The following is a 16,190-nucleotide window of genomic DNA, read 5'->3' on the forward strand; positions in this document are numbered from 1 at the left end:
TTCGGCACCAATAAGGAGAATTCATCATGGCATACAGCGAAAAAGTTATCGATCATTACGAGAACCCGCGCAACGTCGGCTCTTTTGACAACAGCGACGAGAACGTCGGCAGCGGCATGGTCGGCGCGCCGGCCTGCGGCGACGTGATGAAGTTGCAGATTAAAGTCAACAATGAAGGTATCATTGAAGACGCGCGCTTCAAGACCTACGGCTGTGGTTCTGCTATCGCTTCCAGCTCCCTGGTCACCGAGTGGGTGAAGGGTAAATCCCTGGACGAAGCGCAGGCGATCAAGAACACCGATATCGCCGATGAACTGGAACTGCCGCCGGTGAAAATTCACTGCTCTATTCTGGCGGAAGACGCGATTAAAGCCGCGATTGCGGATTACAAAAGCAAACGTGAAGCAAAATAATTAGTTGAGGTTTTGTTATGTCGATTACTCTTAGCGACAGTGCAGCAGCGCGAGTCAATGCCTTCCTGGCAAACCGCGGAAAAGGGTTTGGCCTGCGCCTGGGCGTGAGAACCTCCGGCTGCTCAGGTATGGCCTATGTACTGGAGTTTGTTGACGAGCCGGCGGCTGAAGACACCGTGTTTGAAGACAAAGGCGTGAAGGTCGTGATCGACGGCAAAAGTCTGCAATTCCTCGACGGCACGCAGCTGGACTTCGTCAAAGAAGGCCTTAACGAAGGGTTTAAGTTCACCAACCCGAACGTCAAAGATGAGTGCGGCTGCGGCGAAAGCTTTAACGTATAATCGGTACACCCCAACCCCACCGCGGTCACGCCGCGCGTGGGGTTTTCGTTTAGATGCATGACCCTGAGGTTACTATGGACTATTTCACCCTCTTCGGGTTACCAGCCAGCTATACCCTCTCGCTTGAACAACTGGCTGTCCGGTATCAGGATCTGCAGCGCCAGTACCATCCGGATAAATTTGCCAGCGCGCCCGCTGCGGAGCAGCTTGCGGCGGTTCAGTATTCCGCCACCATTAACCAGGCCTGGCAGACGCTGCGCCATCCCCTGACCCGCGCAGAATACCTCCTCTCGCTGCATGGCTTCGATCTGGCCAGCGAGCAGCATACCGTTCGCGATACCGCGTTCCTGATGGAACAGCTGGAACTGCGCGAAGAGTTGGATGAGATCGGCCAGGCGAAAGACGAAGCGCGGCTGGAAAGCTTTATCAAACGAGTGAAAGCGCTGTTTGATACCCGCCATCAGCTGATGGTTGACCAATTGCATAATGAGAGCTGGGAGGCGGCGGCGGACACGGTGCGTAAGCTCCGTTTCCTCGATAAACTGCGCAGCAGTGCTGAAGAACTCGAAGAAAAACTGCTCGATTTTTAATTTTCGGAAGCAATTATGGCCTTATTACAAATTAGTGAGCCCGGCCTGAGCGCCGCGCCGCACCAGCGTCGTCTGGCGGCCGGTATCGACCTGGGCACCACCAATTCTCTGGTGGCTACCGTGCGTAGCGGCCAGGCCGAGACTCTGCCCGATCATCAAGGCCGCTATCTGCTGCCGTCGGTGGTGAACTACCACGCATCGGGGCTGACCGTCGGCTATGACGCCCGGCTGAACGCCGCCCAGGATCCCGCCAACACCATCAGCTCCGTGAAACGGATGATGGGGCGCTCCCTCGCCGATATCCAACATCGCTATCCGCATCTGCCGTATCAGCTGCAGGCCAGTGAAAACGGCCTGCCGATGATCCAGACCGCCGGCGGCCTGCTGAACCCGATTCGCGTCTCCGCCGATATTCTGAAAGCGCTGGCTGCCCGGGCCACTGAAGCGCTGGCCGGCGAGCTCGACGGCGTGGTGATCACCGTTCCCGCTTATTTTGATGACGCCCAGCGTCAGGGGACCAAAGACGCGGCGCGTCTGGCGGGTCTGCACGTGCTGCGCCTGCTTAATGAACCGACCGCGGCGGCTATCGCCTATGGCCTTGATTCCGGCCAGGAAGGGGTGATTGCGGTCTACGATCTCGGCGGCGGCACCTTCGATATCTCTATTCTGCGCTTAAGCCGCGGGGTGTTTGAAGTGCTGGCTACCGGCGGCGATTCCGCTCTCGGCGGCGATGATTTCGATCATCTGCTGGCGGACTACCTGCGCGAGCAGGCAGGCTTCAGCGACCGTAGCGACAACCGCCTGCAGCGTGAGCTGCTGGATGCCGCCATCGCGGCGAAAATTGCCCTTAGCGATGCCGAGGTGGCGCACGTTGAGGTCGGCGGCTGGCAGGGCGATATCACTCGCAGCCAGTTTAACGATCTGATCGCCCCGCTGGTAAAACGCACGTTAATGGCCTGCCGCCGGGCGTTGAAAGACGCTGGCGTTGAGGCGCAAGAGGTGCTGGAAGTGGTGATGGTCGGCGGTTCGACCCGCGTGCCGCTGGTGCGCGAGCGCGTAGGCGAATTCTTCGGCCGCACTCCGCTGACCGCCATTGACCCGGACAAAGTCGTCGCCATTGGCGCGGCGATCCAGGCCGATATTCTGGTCGGCAACAAGCCGGACAGCGAACTGCTGCTGCTCGACGTTATCCCGCTGTCGTTAGGGCTGGAAACCATGGGCGGTCTGGTGGAGAAAGTGATCCCGCGTAATACCACCATTCCGGTGGCCCGCGCCCAGGAGTTCACCACCTTCAAAGATGGCCAGACGGCGATGTCCATTCATGTGATGCAGGGCGAGCGTGAGCTGGTGCAGGATTGCCGTTCGCTGGCGCGCTTTGCGCTGCGCGGTATCCCGGCGCTGCCGGCGGGCGGGGCGCATATTCGCGTCACCTTCCAGGTGGATGCCGATGGCCTGCTGAGCGTCACGGCGATGGAAAAATCGACCGGCGTGGAAGCCTCTATTCAGGTGAAACCGTCTTACGGTCTGACCGATGGCGAAATCGCCACCATGATTAAAGATTCGATGAGCTACGCCGAACAGGATATTCAGGCGCGCATGCTGGCTGAACAGAAAGTAGAAGCCGCACGCGTCCTGGAAAGCCTGACAAGCGCGCTGGCCGCCGACGCCGCGCTGTTAAGCGCCGCGGAGCGTCAGGCTATCGATGCTGCTGCGGAGCAGGTACGCGCCGCCGCGGCAGGCGACGACGCCGACGCCATTAAAGAAGCGATTAAAAATATCGACACACAAACCCAGGAATTCGCCGCCCGCCGTATGGATCAGTCGGTCCGTATCGCGCTGAAAGGCCAATCCGTGGACGAGGTTTAAAATGCCAAAAATTGTATTTCTGCCCCACCAGGACCTGTGTCCGGATGGCATCGTTGTGGAAGCTGAGACCGGTGAGACTATTCTGGATGCGGCGCTGCGTAGCGGCATCGAGATTGAACACGCTTGCGAAAAATCCTGTGCCTGCACCACCTGCCACTGCATCGTGCGTGAAGGCTTTGACTCGCTGGCGGAGAGTACCGAAGATGAAGACGATATGCTGGATAAAGCCTGGGGACTGGAGCCTGACAGCCGCCTGAGCTGCCAGGCGCGCGTCACCGACGAAGATCTGGTCGTTGAGATCCCGCGTTACACCATCAACCACGCACGCGAGCACTAATATGGCACTGAAATGGACCGACAGTCGTGAAATCGGCGAAGCGCTGTATGACGCTTACCCTGACCTCGACCCAAAAACCGTTCGCTTTACCGACATGCATCAGTGGATTTGCGATCTGGAAGAGTTTGATGATGATCCGAACGCATCCAATGAAAAAATTCTCGAGGCGATTCTGTTAGTCTGGTTAGACGAAGCCGAATAATTTTCGCGTCATGATTTATGCGGCGGTATAAAGTCGGATGAATCATCGAGCGAGAGAACGTTACGGGCTGCCATACGGTGGCCCGTTTGCTAAGAAGGATAATGATAATGACCGAAGCCATGAAGATTACGCTTTCCACTCAGCCAGCCGATGCGCGCTGGGGAGAGAAGGCGTCTTACAGCATTAATAATGATGGCATTGCCCTGCATCTCAACGGTAAAGACGACCTGGGCTTGATTCAGCGCGCGGCGCGTAAAATTGACGACATGGGCATCAAGCATGTCGCGTTAAGCGGCGAAGGCTGGAACACCGACCGCGCGTGGGCGTTCTGGGCGGGCTATAAAGGCCCGAAAGGCACCCGAAAAGTTGAATGGCCGACCCTGGACGATGTGCAGAAAAGCGAGCTGGATAACCGTCTGACCATTATTGACTGGGTGCGCGACACCATCAATGCGCCGGCGGAAGAGCTGGGCCCGGAGCAGCTGGCGCAGCGCGCCGTCGACCTGCTGTGCAGCGTGGCGGGCGAAAAGATGAGCTATCGCATCACCAAAGGCGAAGATCTGCGTGAGCAGGGCTATCTCGGCCTGCACACCGTAGGCCGCGGCTCCGAGCGTCCGCCGGTTCTGCTGGCGCTGGACTATAACCCGACCGGCGATAAAGAAGCCCCGGTATACGCCTGTCTGGTAGGTAAAGGCATTACCTTTGATTCCGGCGGCTACAGTATCAAACAGAGCGCCTTTATGGATTCAATGAAGTCTGATATGGGCGGCGCGGCGACTGTCACCGGCGCTCTGGCTTTCGCCATTACCCGCGGGCTGAATAAGCGCGTGAAGCTCTATCTGTGCTGCGCCGACAACCTGATCAGCGGCAACGCTTTCAAACTGGGCGATATTATTCATTATCGCAACGGCAAAACCGTCGAAGTGATGAACACCGACGCCGAAGGTCGTCTGGTGCTGGCGGATGGCCTGATTGACGCTTCGGCGCAGAAGCCTGAGCTGATCGTCGATGCCGCCACCCTGACCGGCGCGGCGAAAACCGCCCTCGGCAACGACTACCACGCGCTGTTCAGCTTTGACGATGCGCTGGCGAATCGCCTGCTGGCGAGCGCCCAGGCGGAAAATGAAGCGTTCTGGCGTCTGCCGCTGGCCGAATTCCACCGTAATCAGCTGCCGTCTAACTTCGCGGAACTGAACAATACCGGCAGCGCCGCCTATCCGGCCGGCGCCAGCACCGCGGCGGGCTTCCTGTCCCACTTCGTGGAAAACTACCACCAGGGCTGGCTGCATATCGACTGTTCGGCAACCTACCGCAAATCGGCCGTTGAGCAGTGGTCGGCGGGCGCGACGGGGCTTGGCGTACGTACTATCGCCAATCTGCTGACGGCTGAGTAATGGCCTTGCCGGGTAGCGCTACGCTTACCCGGCCTGGAAAATCCGCAGGCCCGTGCGGACGTCGCGCCGCCGGGCGATTTTTGAAGTAGCCAAACTATGTCCGAAACCAAAAACGAATTAGAAACCCTGCTGGAAAAAGCGGCTACCGAGCCCGCTCATCGTCCGGCATTTTTCAGCGCGCTGCTTGAGGCCACCGTCTGGGTACCGGGCAGCGCAGCCGATGGCGAGCAGATTGTCGAAGATAGCGCGCTGGATCTGCAGCACTGGGAAAAAGATGACGGCACGTCGGTCATTCCGTTCTTCACTTCGCTGGAGGCCCTGCAGCAGGCGGTGGAAGACGAACAGGCTTTCGTGATGATGCCGGCCCGCACGCTGATGGCGATGACTCTCGGCGAATCGCTGTTCCTCAACCCGAAGCTGCCGAGCGGTAAAGAATTCACCCCGCGGGAAATCAGCCATCTGCTCGGGGAAGAGGGCAGCCCGCTCAGCACCCAGACGGTGCTGGAGGGGGGCGAAGCGCTGCTGCTGTCTGAAGTCGCCGAGCCGCCGGCGCAGATGGTGGATTCGCTGACCACGCTGTTCAAAACGCTGAAAACCGTCAAGCGGGCGTTCCTGTGCTCGATCAAAGAGCACGCCGACGCGCCTGCTAATCTGCTTATCGGCATTGAAGCGGAAGGGGATATCGAGTCCATTATTCAGACCACCGGCAGCGTGGCCACCGATACCCTGCCCGGCGATGAGCCGATCGATATTTGCCAGGTGGTAGACGGCGAGAAGGGCATCAGCCACTTTATGATTGCCCATATCACGCCGTTCTATGAAAAGCGCTGGGGCAGCTTCCTGCGCGATTTCAAACAAAACCGCATTATCTGACAGCGGGGGCGGCAGCCCCCGGTTTCGCTATACTTTCAGCTCGATGCCAAAGCGGGTTGGTAAAGATTAATGCAGGGCGGCAACGATTCGCGGATAGGCTGACACCATGTGATAGAGCAGAAATCCCGCCACGCACAGCGTGACGATGCCGTTGAAGAGCGCCATATCCCCGCGCCAGGCCCGGCACCTTTCCTCTCCCAGCAGATAGCGTAGCGCTGCTACCAGCCCGGCGACCAGCATAAACGCCAGTAACACCCCCACCATCTGCGCGCTGACAATATACCAGCCCAGCGGCGTATTCACGCCCCGGGCGCTCATCAGCGCGATCTGCGCCGGCAAAATCGTCTGGAACCCGAGGGTGAGGAGCATCAGAAGGCGCAGATCCGCCAGCTGAGCATCGAATCTGCGGGCCAGACGTCGGGCGTCACGCAGCAGCAGCCCTCCTGACGTCACCGCCGCGGCAACGCTGATGTGCTGGAGAATAAAAATATATAACGCCAGGGTCCCGGATCCGACCCGGGACAAAAAGAACAGATTGCAAAAGACCATGACCAGCAGGCCAAATTTCGTCACCCAGGCACGGAGTACCTCGCCGGGCCAGCGGCGGCTTGACGCCGGGTTGTGCATCATCCATGCGGCAAGCGTCGATTTACCGTAACCGGGCGCGAGCAGCACCATCAGAAAACCCAGCAGCGCCTGATGACCATAGGTGATCAGCGGGACGTCTGCCAAAGTGACGCCGATAAAGCGGGTATAGGCGGAAACGGGCGCGGGAACCAGGCTTAACCATGTTCGGTTCCATTGCGGCCAAAAATAGAGGATCGCGCCGCCGACCAGCAGGCCAGCGATGCCTCCCAGCCAGGGAAGGCGAGGGGTATAAGCAGAATGTGGGTTGGAGACTAATGCCATTTTCACTCCTTGTGGTGACATCAGGTTAGGGATTAAGCGCTCCCTCCTGGAGCTGGCCCCGACGGCGCCCGTTAAGCGCGCTTTCGGCGGGAGATGGTGAATTAGTCAGGGCAACCTTCGAGCCTGGCGTAAAGATCCTCATGAAGATATTCCAGCTCCAGCAAGGCGCCATCGCGTGCCTGGTTGAGGGCTTGCTGATGCTGCCATTCGTCGTGGCTCTCCTCTCTACCGGCAAAAATCTCCTGCAAATATTCAATCAGTGACGATTCTGCCAGCCAAAGGTCATTCTCTTTACCCTCGAAGCGGACGACAGGATATTCACCCTGTTCATCACGCTCGGTGACATAGATAAATACCTGCTGATCCCCAGGATGGCAGAGGCGAATCAGGGCAGGAAGACGCGGATCGTCGTTCCAGACGGGCATCAGCTCTTCAATATCCAGCCCGATCATATCAAGGCCATTCATATAATAAGCATCTTCATCCAGCGAGTCGGAAAGCAGGACGCCATGTTCATCAATGGCGTCCAGAACCGATTCCAGCACCCGTTGACCGTGGGGGCTTGTCAGCTGGCAATCGTAAGCCAGCAGCGCTTTCAAACTTTCCGGAAGCGCCACGGTTTCGCTATTTTGCGGATCGCGGTATTTCCGTACTCGCAGGCGATCCACTTCCTCTACGGGCATCGGTTTTGGGGTGGGATTGCGGTTGTGCTTGTGTACGACATCCATGAGATCCGGTAATGAAAAAGCCATCATTCAATTTCCTTATATAGTGGGTGGCAGTAAAGCGAACACGGCAGGCGCAAGCCCTGCGGCAGCACAGAGTAACCGGTTTAGCGGCTGGCAGGAGAAAGAGGCGGGGAAAATCAGAAATTATTTAGTGGCCGCGGAACGGGGCGCCCGCGGCCATACGGCGTTTACTGAGCGGCAGGAGCCGGTTCAATCGGCAGATCGCTGCGCGCCCCCCATTCGCTCCATGAGCCGTCGTACAGGCAGACGCCGTTCACGCCAAGCGTGGTGAGCGCCAGCACCACCACCGCCGCCGTCACGCCGGAGCCGCAGCTGGCGATAATGGGCCGGTCAAAATCGACGCCCTGACGCAAAAAGATGTCGTTCAGCTCGTCGACGGTCTTCAGCTCGCCGTTAATCACCAGATCCGTCCACGGCACGTTAAGCGCGCCGGGGATATGCCCGCGCCGCAGGCCCGGGCGCGGTTCGTCAGCCTGGCCGTTAAACCGGGCCGCCGGACGCGCATCGACAATCTGCGCCGACCCTTCATGGCTGACCAGCAGCACGTCGGTCAGGCGCTTAATTTGCTGAGGATCGAAGCGCACGTCGAATTCCCCTTCGGCCACCTCCGGCACCCCTTGTTCCAGCGGCAGTTCGTCGCGGCGCCAGCCCTCCAGTCCACCGGCCAGAATCGACACCTTCTCCACGCCAAAGGCGCGCAGCATCCACCAGGCGCGAGGCGCGGAAAACAGATTGCCTTCGTCATAAACCACGAGGTGCGTATCGCTGCAGACGCCCAGTTCGCGCATGGCGACGGCAAACGCCTCGGCGCGCGGCATCATATGCGGCAGCGGGCTGGTGTGATCGGACAGCGCCTCGATATCGAAAAACAGCGCGTTCGGCACATGGCCGGCGCGGTACTCCGCGGCCATATCGCGCAGGGCCTCCTGTCCGGCGGGCGCCATGCGGGCGTCGATAATCTGGATCTCCGGGTCATCAATATGTTCCGCCAGCCAGTCGGCGGCGACAAAAAACGAGGTGGACATAGGTGCCTCCGTTTTACTATTCATGACTGAATTGTCGGCGTTTTATCGGGTGCTGACAAGTTAAGGACGCCAGAGTGGGGACGACGTCACGGCACTTTTCTGATTAATCGGCAGAAACCCGCGTCATCACTGTTGAGAAGCGCCGCCTTAACGCATAATAAAAAGTGATAATTTGCATCAGGCCCACCGGCCGAGGGGTTAGAAGGATGAAACCATTTCGTTTAGCGGCGCTGTCACTGGCGCTCCTTACCGCATTTTCATTAACCGGGTGTGATGACAGCGGTGCACCGCAGGCTACGGCCCCGACGCCGGCCGCCGATAGCGGCCCTGGCGCGGCGGCAAAACCGGACAGCGCCCAGCTGGCGGCGCTGGCGGAAAAAAGTCAGGGCAAAGCGCTGACGCTGCTCGACGCCTCGGAGGTGCAGTTGGATGGCGCCGCGACCCTGGTGCTGACCTTTTCCGTGCCGCTGCAGCCGGACCAGGATTTCTCCCGCAGCGTACACCTGGTAGATAAGAAGAGCGGTAAGGTAGATGGCGCCTGGGAGCTGGCGCCGAACCTCAAAGAGCTGCGTCTGCGTCACCTGGAGCCAAAGCGCGAGCTGATTGTCTCGGTCGACCCGACGCTGGTCGCCCTGAACAAGGCGACGCTCGATAAACCATTCGAGAAGACTCTGACCACCCGTGATATCGCGCCAAGCGTTGGGTTTGCCAGCCGCGGCTCGCTGCTGCCGGGCAACGTGATCGCCGGGCTACCGGTGATGGCGCTGAACGTCGATAACGTCGACGTGAACTTCTTCCGCATTAAGCCGGAATCGCTCTCGGCCTTCGTCAGTCAGTGGGAATACCGCAATTCATTAAGCAACTGGGAATCCGACGAGCTGCTGAAGATGGCCGATCTGGTATACAGCGGCCGCTTTGACCTCAATCCGGCGCGCAATACCCGCGAAAAGCTGCTGCTGCCGCTGAGCGACATCAAGCCGCTCCAGCAGCCTGGCGTCTACGTGGCGGTCATGAACCCGGCGGGTCATTATAGCTACAGCAACGCGGCGACGCTGTTTACCCTTAGCGACATCGGCGTGTCGGCGCATCGTTACCACAACCGGCTGGACGTCTTTACCCAGAGCCTGGAAAACGGCGCCGCCCAGTCTGGTATCGACGTCCAGCTGCTCAACGCCAAAGGGCAGACCCTGGCGCAGGCGAAAAGCGATAGCCAGGGCCACGTCACCCTGCAAACCGATAAAGAAGCCGCGCTGCTGCTGGCGCGCAAAGAGGGGCAGACCACGCTCCTTGACCTCAAACTGCCGGCGTTGGATCTGGCGGAGTTCTCCATTGCCGGCGCGCCTGGCTTCAGTAAACAGTTCTTTATGTTTGGCCCACGGGATCTCTATCGTCCGGGCGAAACGGTGATCCTCAATGCGCTGTTGCGCGATAGCGACGGCAAGCCGCTGGCGGAACAGCCGGTGAAGCTGGAGGTGGTCCAGCCGGATGGCCAGGTGATCCGCTCGGTGATGAGCAAGCCGGTTAACGGCCTGTACCAGTTTACTTATCCGCTCGACAGCGGCGCGGCCACCGGCATGTGGCACATTCGCGCCAGCACCGGCGACAATCAGCCCCGCGAATGGGATTTCCACGTCGAAGACTTCATGCCGGAACGCATGGCGCTGAAGCTGACGCCGCAGGCGGCGCCTGTCGCGCCGAATGCCGATGTCGCCTTTGGCGTCAGCGGCGCTTATCTCTACGGCGCGCCGGCCAGCGGCAACCAGCTGCAGGGCAAACTGTTCCTGCGCCCGCTGCGTGACGCCGTCGCCGCTCTGCCGGGCTTCCAGTTCGGCGATATCGCGGAAGAAAATCTCTCCCGCAGCCTTGATGAAGTCCAGCTGACGCTGGATGAAAACGGCCATGGTGAAGTGACGACCTCAAGCCAGTGGCAGGATAGCCATTCGCCGCTGCAGGTGGTGTTGCAGGCGAGCCTGCTGGAGTCCGGCGGGCGTCCGGTCACCCGTACGGTTATGCAGCCGATCTGGCCTGCCGAGGCGCTGCCGGGGATCCGCCCGCAATTTACCCTGAAGGACGTTTACGACTACCGCACTGACACTACGGTGAAGCAGCCGGTGGTGGATGAAAACAGCAACGCCGCGTTTGATATCGTCTATGCCGACGCCAAAGGCGAGAAAAAAGCCGTTTCCGGCCTGCAGGTACGGCTGATCCGCGAGCGCCGCGATTATTACTGGAACTGGTCCGACAGCGAAGGCTGGCAGTCGCAGTTCGATCAAAAAGATCTGCAGGAGGGCGAGGAGTCGCTGGATTTGCAGGCCGGCCAGATCGGTAAAGTGAGCTTTCCGGTAGAGTGGGGCTCCTATCGCCTGGAGGTGAGAGGACCGGACGATGTCGTCAGCAGCGTGCGCTTCTGGGCGGGTTACAGCTGGCAGGATAACAGCGAAGGCACCGGCGCAGCGCGCCCGGACCGGGTCACCATGAAGCTGGATAAACCGAGCTATAAGCCGGGTGACACCATCAGGCTGCACATTGCTGCCCCGGCGGCGGGTAAAGGCTACGCGATGGTGGAATCCAGCGAAGGGCCGCTGTGGTGGCAGGAGATTGACGTACCTGCCGAGGGGATGGACCTGTCGATCCCGGTGGATAAAGCCTGGAATCGCCACGACCTCTACCTCAGCACACTGGTGGTTCGTCCTGGCGATAAATCCCGCTCGGCGACGCCGAAACGCGCGGTGGGCCTGCTGCATCTGCCGCTGGGCGATGAAAACCGTCGCCTGACGCTGGCGCTGGAGGCCCCGGATAAAATGCGCCCCAACCAGCCGCTGACGGTGAAAGTGAAAGCCAGCGTCAAAGAGGGCGAGGCGCCGAAACAGGTGAACGTTCTGCTTTCGGCGGTCGATAGCGGGGTGCTGAATATTACCGATTACGCCACCCCGGATCCGTGGAACGCCTTCTTTGGCCAGAAACGTTATGGGGCGGATATCTATGATATTTACGGCCAGGTCATTGAAGGACAGGGACGTGTGGCCAGCCTGCGCTTCGGCGGCGATGGCGACGAGTTAAAACGTGGCGGTAAACCGCCGGTTAACCATGTGACCATCATCGCCCAACAAGCGCAGCCGGTGGTGCTGAACGATCAGGGCGAAGGGACGGTGACGCTGCCGATCGGTGATTTTAACGGCGAACTGCGGGTGATGGCTCAGGCCTGGACGGCGAATGACTTTGGCAGCAGCGAAGATAAAGTGGTGGTGGCCGCCCCGGTCATCGCCGAGCTGAACACTCCGCGCTTCCTCGCCAGCGGCGACACTACGCGTCTGGCGCTGGATCTCAGCAACCTGACCGATAAACCGCAAACCCTGCAGGTGCATCTTGCCGCCAGCGGGCTGGTGTCCTTGACCGAGGGTCAACTGCCGCCGGTGCAGCTGGCGCCGGGGGCACGCAGCACGCTGTTTGTGCCGGTGAGCGCGCTGGCGGGCTTCGGCGATGGCCAGGTGAACGCCACGATCAGCGGCCTGAGCCTGCCGGGGGAAACCTTCGCCCCGCTGCAGAAACAGTGGAAAATCGGCGTTCGTCCGGCGTTCCCGGCGCAGACCGTCAACAGCGGCGCCGTGCTGCAGCCCGGCGAAAGCTGGCAGGCGCCAGCGGCACAATCGGCAGGTTTCGCCCCGCAGACGCTGCAGGGCCAGCTGCTGCTCAGCGGCAAGCCGCCGCTGAATCTCGCGCGTTATATCCGCGATCTGAAAGCCTATCCTTACGGCTGCCTTGAGCAGACCGCCAGCGGTCTGTTCCCGTCCCTGTATACCAGCGCGGCGCAGCTAAAGGCGCTGGGCATCAGCGGCGATAGCGACGAAAAACGCCGCGCGGCAATCGATGTCGGCATCTCGCGCCTGCTGCAGATGCAGCTGGAAAACGGCGGCTTTGCGCTATGGGATAAAGAGGGGCCGGAAGAGTACTGGCTGACCGCTTACGCCATGGATTTCCTCGTTCGCGCCGGCGAGCAGGGTTACAGCGTGCCGGTCAACGCTATCAATAAAGGCAATGAACGCCTGCTGCGCTACCTGCAGGAGCCGGGGCTGATGACCGTACGCTACAGCGACGACGCCCAGGCCAGCCGCTTTGCCGCTCAGGCCTATGCCGCGCTGGTGCTGGCGCGTCAGCAAAAAGCCCCCCTCGGCGCCTTGCGTGAAATCTGGAGCCGTCACGACCAGGCGCGATCCGGCTTGCCGCTGTTGCAGCTCGGCATCGCGCTGAAAACCATGGGTGATGCGCCGCGCGGCGACGCCGCGCTGAAGCTGGCGGTTGCCACCCCGCGTCAGGATGAGAAACGCTGGCTGGGCGATTACGGTAGCCCGCTTCGCGATGACGCCCTGAAGCTGGCGCTGCTGGAAGAGAATAAGCTGCTGCCGGAGGTGCAAAATCAGCTTTTGAGCACGCTGTCGGAAGAGGCCTATGGCCAGCGCTGGCTGTCGACCCAGGAAACCAACGCCCTGTTCCTTGCCGGACGGACGCTGGCCGACCTGCCGGGCAGCTGGCAGGCGCAAACCTCGCTGCAGGCGGAGCCGCTGACCGGCGACAAAGCGCAAACCCGCAACCTCGACGGCGATCGGCTGGCGGCACTGCAGGTGAGCAACACCGGCAGCCAGCCGCTGTGGCTGCGCCTCGACAGCAGCGGCTATCCGCAAAGCGCGCCGCAGCCGGGCGGTAACGTCCTGGGGATTGAACGAACTATTTTCGATACCCAGGGGCAGCAGAAATCGCTGTCATCACTGCGCAGCGGCGAACTGGTACTCGTCAAGCTGGAGGTGACCGCCAAACGCAACGTGCCTGACGCGCTGGTGGTTGATCTGTTGCCAGCCGGTCTGGAGCTGGAAAACCAGAATTTGGCCAACAGCAGCGCCAGCCTGCAGGAGAATGGCGAAGCGGTGCAAAACCTGCTTAACCAGATGCAGCAGGCGGATATTCAGCATATCGAGTTCCGCGATGACCGTTTCGTCGCCGCAGTTGCGGTCAATGAAGGTCAGCCGGTGACGCTGGTCTATCTGGCGCGAGCGGTGACGCCGGGCACTTATCAGGTCCCGCAGCCGCAGGTGGAATCGATGTATGTGCCGCAGTGGCGGGCGACCGGAGCGGCCAGCGGCCCGCTCACCGTGACGCCGTAAATGCGCGTATTGCCTCGGGTAAAACGCTGCTGGCGCGCGCTGGCGGCGTTTATTTTTCTGCTGTGGCTAGCGGTGCTGGCGGCCGATCGCCTGTGGCCGCTGCCGCTGCGGGACGTTACGCCCGCCCGCGTGGTGGTGGCGGAAGACGGGACGCCGCTGTGGCGGTTTGCCGACGCGCAGGGCGTCTGGCGTTATCCGGTCACTCTCGCCGACGTGTCGCCGCGTTATCTTCAGGCGCTCATCCAGTATGAAGACCGCTGGTTCTGGCGCCATCCGGGGGTCAATCCCTTCGCTGTAGTGCGCGCCGCCTGGCAGGATCTTACCTCCGGGCGGGTCATTTCCGGCGGCAGCACGCTTACCATGCAGGTGGCGCGCCTGCTCGATCCCCACCCCCGCACTTTCGGCGGCAAGCTGCGCCAGCTATGGCGTGCGCTGCAGCTGGAGTGGCATCTGTCAAAAAGCGACATTCTGACCCTCTATTTGAACCGCGCGCCGTTTGGCGGCACCCTGCAGGGTATCGGCGCGGCCAGCTGGGCCTATCTCGGGAAGCCGCCTGCCAGGCTTAGCTACGGCGAGGCGGCGCTGCTGGCGGTGCTGCCCCAGGCGCCCAGCCGTTTACGTCCGGACCGCTGGCCGCAGCGGGCCCAGGCGGCGCGCGATAAAGTGCTTGCGCGTATGGTCAGTCAGGGCGTCTGGCCGGAGCAGGCGGTAAAGGAGGCGATGGAGGAGCCGGTGTGGCTGTTTCCGCGCCAGATGCCGCAGCTGGCGCCGCTCTTCGCCCGTCGGGCGCTGGCGAGCAGTGGTGATGAAAAGGTGGTGACGACCCTCGATGCCGGACTCCAGCGGCAGCTTGAGGATCTGGCGCTGAACTGGAAATCGCGCCTGCCGCCGCGCAGTTCGCTGGCGATGGTCGTGGTCGATCACACGGATATGAAAGTCCGCGGCTGGGTGGGTTCGGCGGATATTACGGACGACAGCCGCTTTGGCCACATTGATATGGCGTCGGCGGTCCGTTCGCCGGGGTCGGTGTTGAAACCCTTCATTTATGCGCTGGCGATGGATGAGGGGCTGATTCATCCGTCGTCGTTATTGCAGGATGTGCCGCGGCGCTTTAGCGATTATCGCCCCGGTAACTTTGACAGCGGCTTTCACGGCCCGGTGAGCGCCAGCGAGGCGCTGGTGCGCTCCCTGAATCTGCCGGCGGTCCAGGTACTTGAAGCCTACGGGCCCAAACGTTTCGCGGCGAATTTGCGCAATGCCGGGTTGCCCCTGATGCTGCCCGCCGGCGCCGAGCCAAATCTGTCGTTGATCCTTGGCGGCGCCGGGGCGAGGCTGGAAGATATCGTCGCGGCATACAGCGCCTTTGCCCGCCACGGGAAGGCGGCGCGGCTGCGCATGAAGCCCGGAGACCCGCTGGTGGAAAAGGCGCTGCTATCCCCGGGGGCGGCGTGGATCGTCCGGCGCATCCTGGCCGGCGAAGCGCAACCGGTTCCCGATGCCTCACTCCCGCAAGTGGCGCCGCTGGCCTGGAAGACCGGCACCAGCTACGGGTATCGCGATGCATGGGCGGTGGGTCTCAATGCGCGTTATCTGATAGGCATCTGGACCGGGCGTCCGGACGGTACGCCGGTGGTGGGGCAGTTTGGTTTCGCCAGCGCGGTGCCGTTGCTCAATCAGGTCAATAATCTGCTGCTCGCCCGCCCGGCGATGAGCCGCGGCGGCCTGCCGGTCGATCCGCGCCCGGCAACGGTCAGCCGCGGGACGCTATGCTGGCCCGGCGGCCAGGCGCTGCCGGCGGGCGACAGCAACTGCCGTCGTCGCCTGGCCAGCTGGCTGCTGGAAGACAGCCAGCCGCCGACCCTGCTGCTGCCGGGGCAGGAGGGCGTGCGCGGGATCCGCTTCCCGGTGTGGCGTAATGAACACGGCGAACGGGTGGCGGCGGATTGTCCCGGGGCGCGCGAAACGGTGGTTGAGGTTTGGCCGCTGCCGCTGGAACCCTGGCTACCGCCGGGTGAGCGTCGCGCCGCGCGTCTGGGGCCGGCATCAAGGGCATGTCCGCCGCTGCAAACTCAGGATGTCGCACCGCTGGTGCTCTCCGGGGTCCGCGAGGGGGCGGTGATTAAACGTCTGCCGGGCGAGGCGCGGGTGATGTTGCCCCTGCAAACCAGCGGCGGGGAAGGGCGGCGCTGGTGGTTTATCAACGGCCAGCCGATAGATGCCGCCGGCGCGAGAACCACGCTAACCCTGGATAAGCCCGGCGAGTTGCAGCTGGTGGTGATGGATGAGGCAGGGCAAACGGCGGCCGCGCGTTTCACCCTGCAATAACCAGGGTAAA

At 61.3% G+C, this 16,190-nt stretch carries 13 protein-coding genes; 10 read left to right on the forward strand and 3 right to left on the reverse strand.

Annotated features, from left to right (window positions below):
• Positions 1 to 26 precede the first annotated feature (26 nt).
• The 8 genes from iscU to sseB all read left to right on the forward strand — a co-directional run bounded on the left by iscU (position 27) and on the right by sseB (position 6,016).
• Positions 27 to 413, forward strand: coding sequence for a Fe-S cluster assembly scaffold IscU (iscU, locus tag KHQ24_RS18770; protein ID WP_002913991.1), 387 nt, complete (start codon positions 27 to 29; stop codon positions 411 to 413).
• Between the two features lie 17 nt (positions 414 to 430).
• Complete coding sequence (gene iscA, locus KHQ24_RS18775) at positions 431 to 754, forward strand: iron-sulfur cluster assembly protein IscA (RefSeq protein WP_002913979.1); 324 nt, start codon at positions 431 to 433, stop codon at positions 752 to 754.
• Between the two features lie 74 nt (positions 755 to 828).
• Positions 829 to 1,344: a co-chaperone HscB gene (hscB, locus tag KHQ24_RS18780; RefSeq protein ID WP_004201868.1), complete on the forward strand. Its 516-nt coding sequence runs from the start codon at positions 829 to 831 to the stop codon at positions 1,342 to 1,344.
• Between the two features lie 15 nt (positions 1,345 to 1,359).
• Positions 1,360 to 3,210, forward strand: coding sequence for a Fe-S protein assembly chaperone HscA (hscA, locus tag KHQ24_RS18785; protein ID WP_004201870.1), 1,851 nt, complete (start codon positions 1,360 to 1,362; stop codon positions 3,208 to 3,210).
• 1 nt (position 3,211) lies between these two features.
• Positions 3,212 to 3,547, forward strand: a complete 336-nt coding sequence (gene fdx, locus KHQ24_RS18790; RefSeq protein ID WP_004201872.1) for an ISC system 2Fe-2S type ferredoxin — start codon at positions 3,212 to 3,214, stop codon at positions 3,545 to 3,547.
• Position 3,548: 1 nt separating this feature from the next.
• Positions 3,549 to 3,749 carry a Fe-S cluster assembly protein IscX gene (gene iscX / locus KHQ24_RS18795; RefSeq protein WP_002913954.1) on the forward strand — a complete coding sequence of 67 codons (201 nt, stop codon included), beginning with the start codon at positions 3,549 to 3,551 and terminating at the stop codon, positions 3,747 to 3,749.
• 107 nt (positions 3,750 to 3,856) lie between these two features.
• Complete coding sequence (gene pepB / locus KHQ24_RS18800; RefSeq protein ID WP_211777408.1) at positions 3,857 to 5,143, forward strand: aminopeptidase PepB; 1,287 nt, start codon at positions 3,857 to 3,859, stop codon at positions 5,141 to 5,143.
• A 96-nt stretch (positions 5,144 to 5,239) separates the two neighbouring features.
• Complete coding sequence (sseB, locus tag KHQ24_RS18805) at positions 5,240 to 6,016, forward strand: enhanced serine sensitivity protein SseB (RefSeq protein WP_004201877.1); 777 nt, start codon at positions 5,240 to 5,242, stop codon at positions 6,014 to 6,016.
• A 66-nt stretch (positions 6,017 to 6,082) separates the two neighbouring features.
• Here sseB and KHQ24_RS18810 read toward each other — a convergent pair whose 3' ends face one another.
• The 3 genes from KHQ24_RS18810 to sseA form a co-directional block, all read right to left on the reverse strand.
• The gene (locus KHQ24_RS18810) at positions 6,083 to 6,925 is read right to left on the reverse strand and encodes a hypothetical protein (protein ID WP_211777409.1); all 843 of its coding nucleotides are present in this window, start codon (positions 6,923 to 6,925) and stop codon (positions 6,083 to 6,085) included.
• A 101-nt stretch (positions 6,926 to 7,026) separates the two neighbouring features.
• A complete protein-coding gene (locus tag KHQ24_RS18815; protein ID WP_211777442.1) occupies positions 7,027 to 7,677 on the reverse strand; it encodes a DUF5066 family protein in 651 nt (216 codons plus the stop codon).
• A gap of 164 nt (positions 7,678 to 7,841) precedes the next feature.
• Positions 7,842 to 8,699: a 3-mercaptopyruvate sulfurtransferase gene (sseA, locus tag KHQ24_RS18820; RefSeq protein WP_057216614.1), complete on the reverse strand. Its 858-nt coding sequence runs from the start codon at positions 8,697 to 8,699 to the stop codon at positions 7,842 to 7,844.
• Between the two features lie 206 nt (positions 8,700 to 8,905).
• Here sseA and KHQ24_RS18825 point away from each other — a divergent pair, with 206 nt between their 5' ends.
• Both KHQ24_RS18825 and pbpC read left to right on the forward strand, forming a co-directional pair.
• The gene (locus KHQ24_RS18825) at positions 8,906 to 13,855 is read left to right on the forward strand and encodes an alpha-2-macroglobulin family protein (protein ID WP_136023312.1); all 4,950 of its coding nucleotides are present in this window, start codon (positions 8,906 to 8,908) and stop codon (positions 13,853 to 13,855) included.
• A complete protein-coding gene (pbpC, locus tag KHQ24_RS18830) occupies positions 13,856 to 16,180 on the forward strand; it encodes a peptidoglycan glycosyltransferase PbpC (protein WP_211777410.1) in 2,325 nt (774 codons plus the stop codon).
• Positions 16,181 to 16,190: the final 10 nt, after the last annotated feature.

It is taken from the genome of Klebsiella sp. 54 (genome assembly GCF_018223875.1).
In the GTDB taxonomy this organism is placed as follows: domain Bacteria; phylum Pseudomonadota; class Gammaproteobacteria; order Enterobacterales; family Enterobacteriaceae; genus Klebsiella; species Klebsiella quasipneumoniae.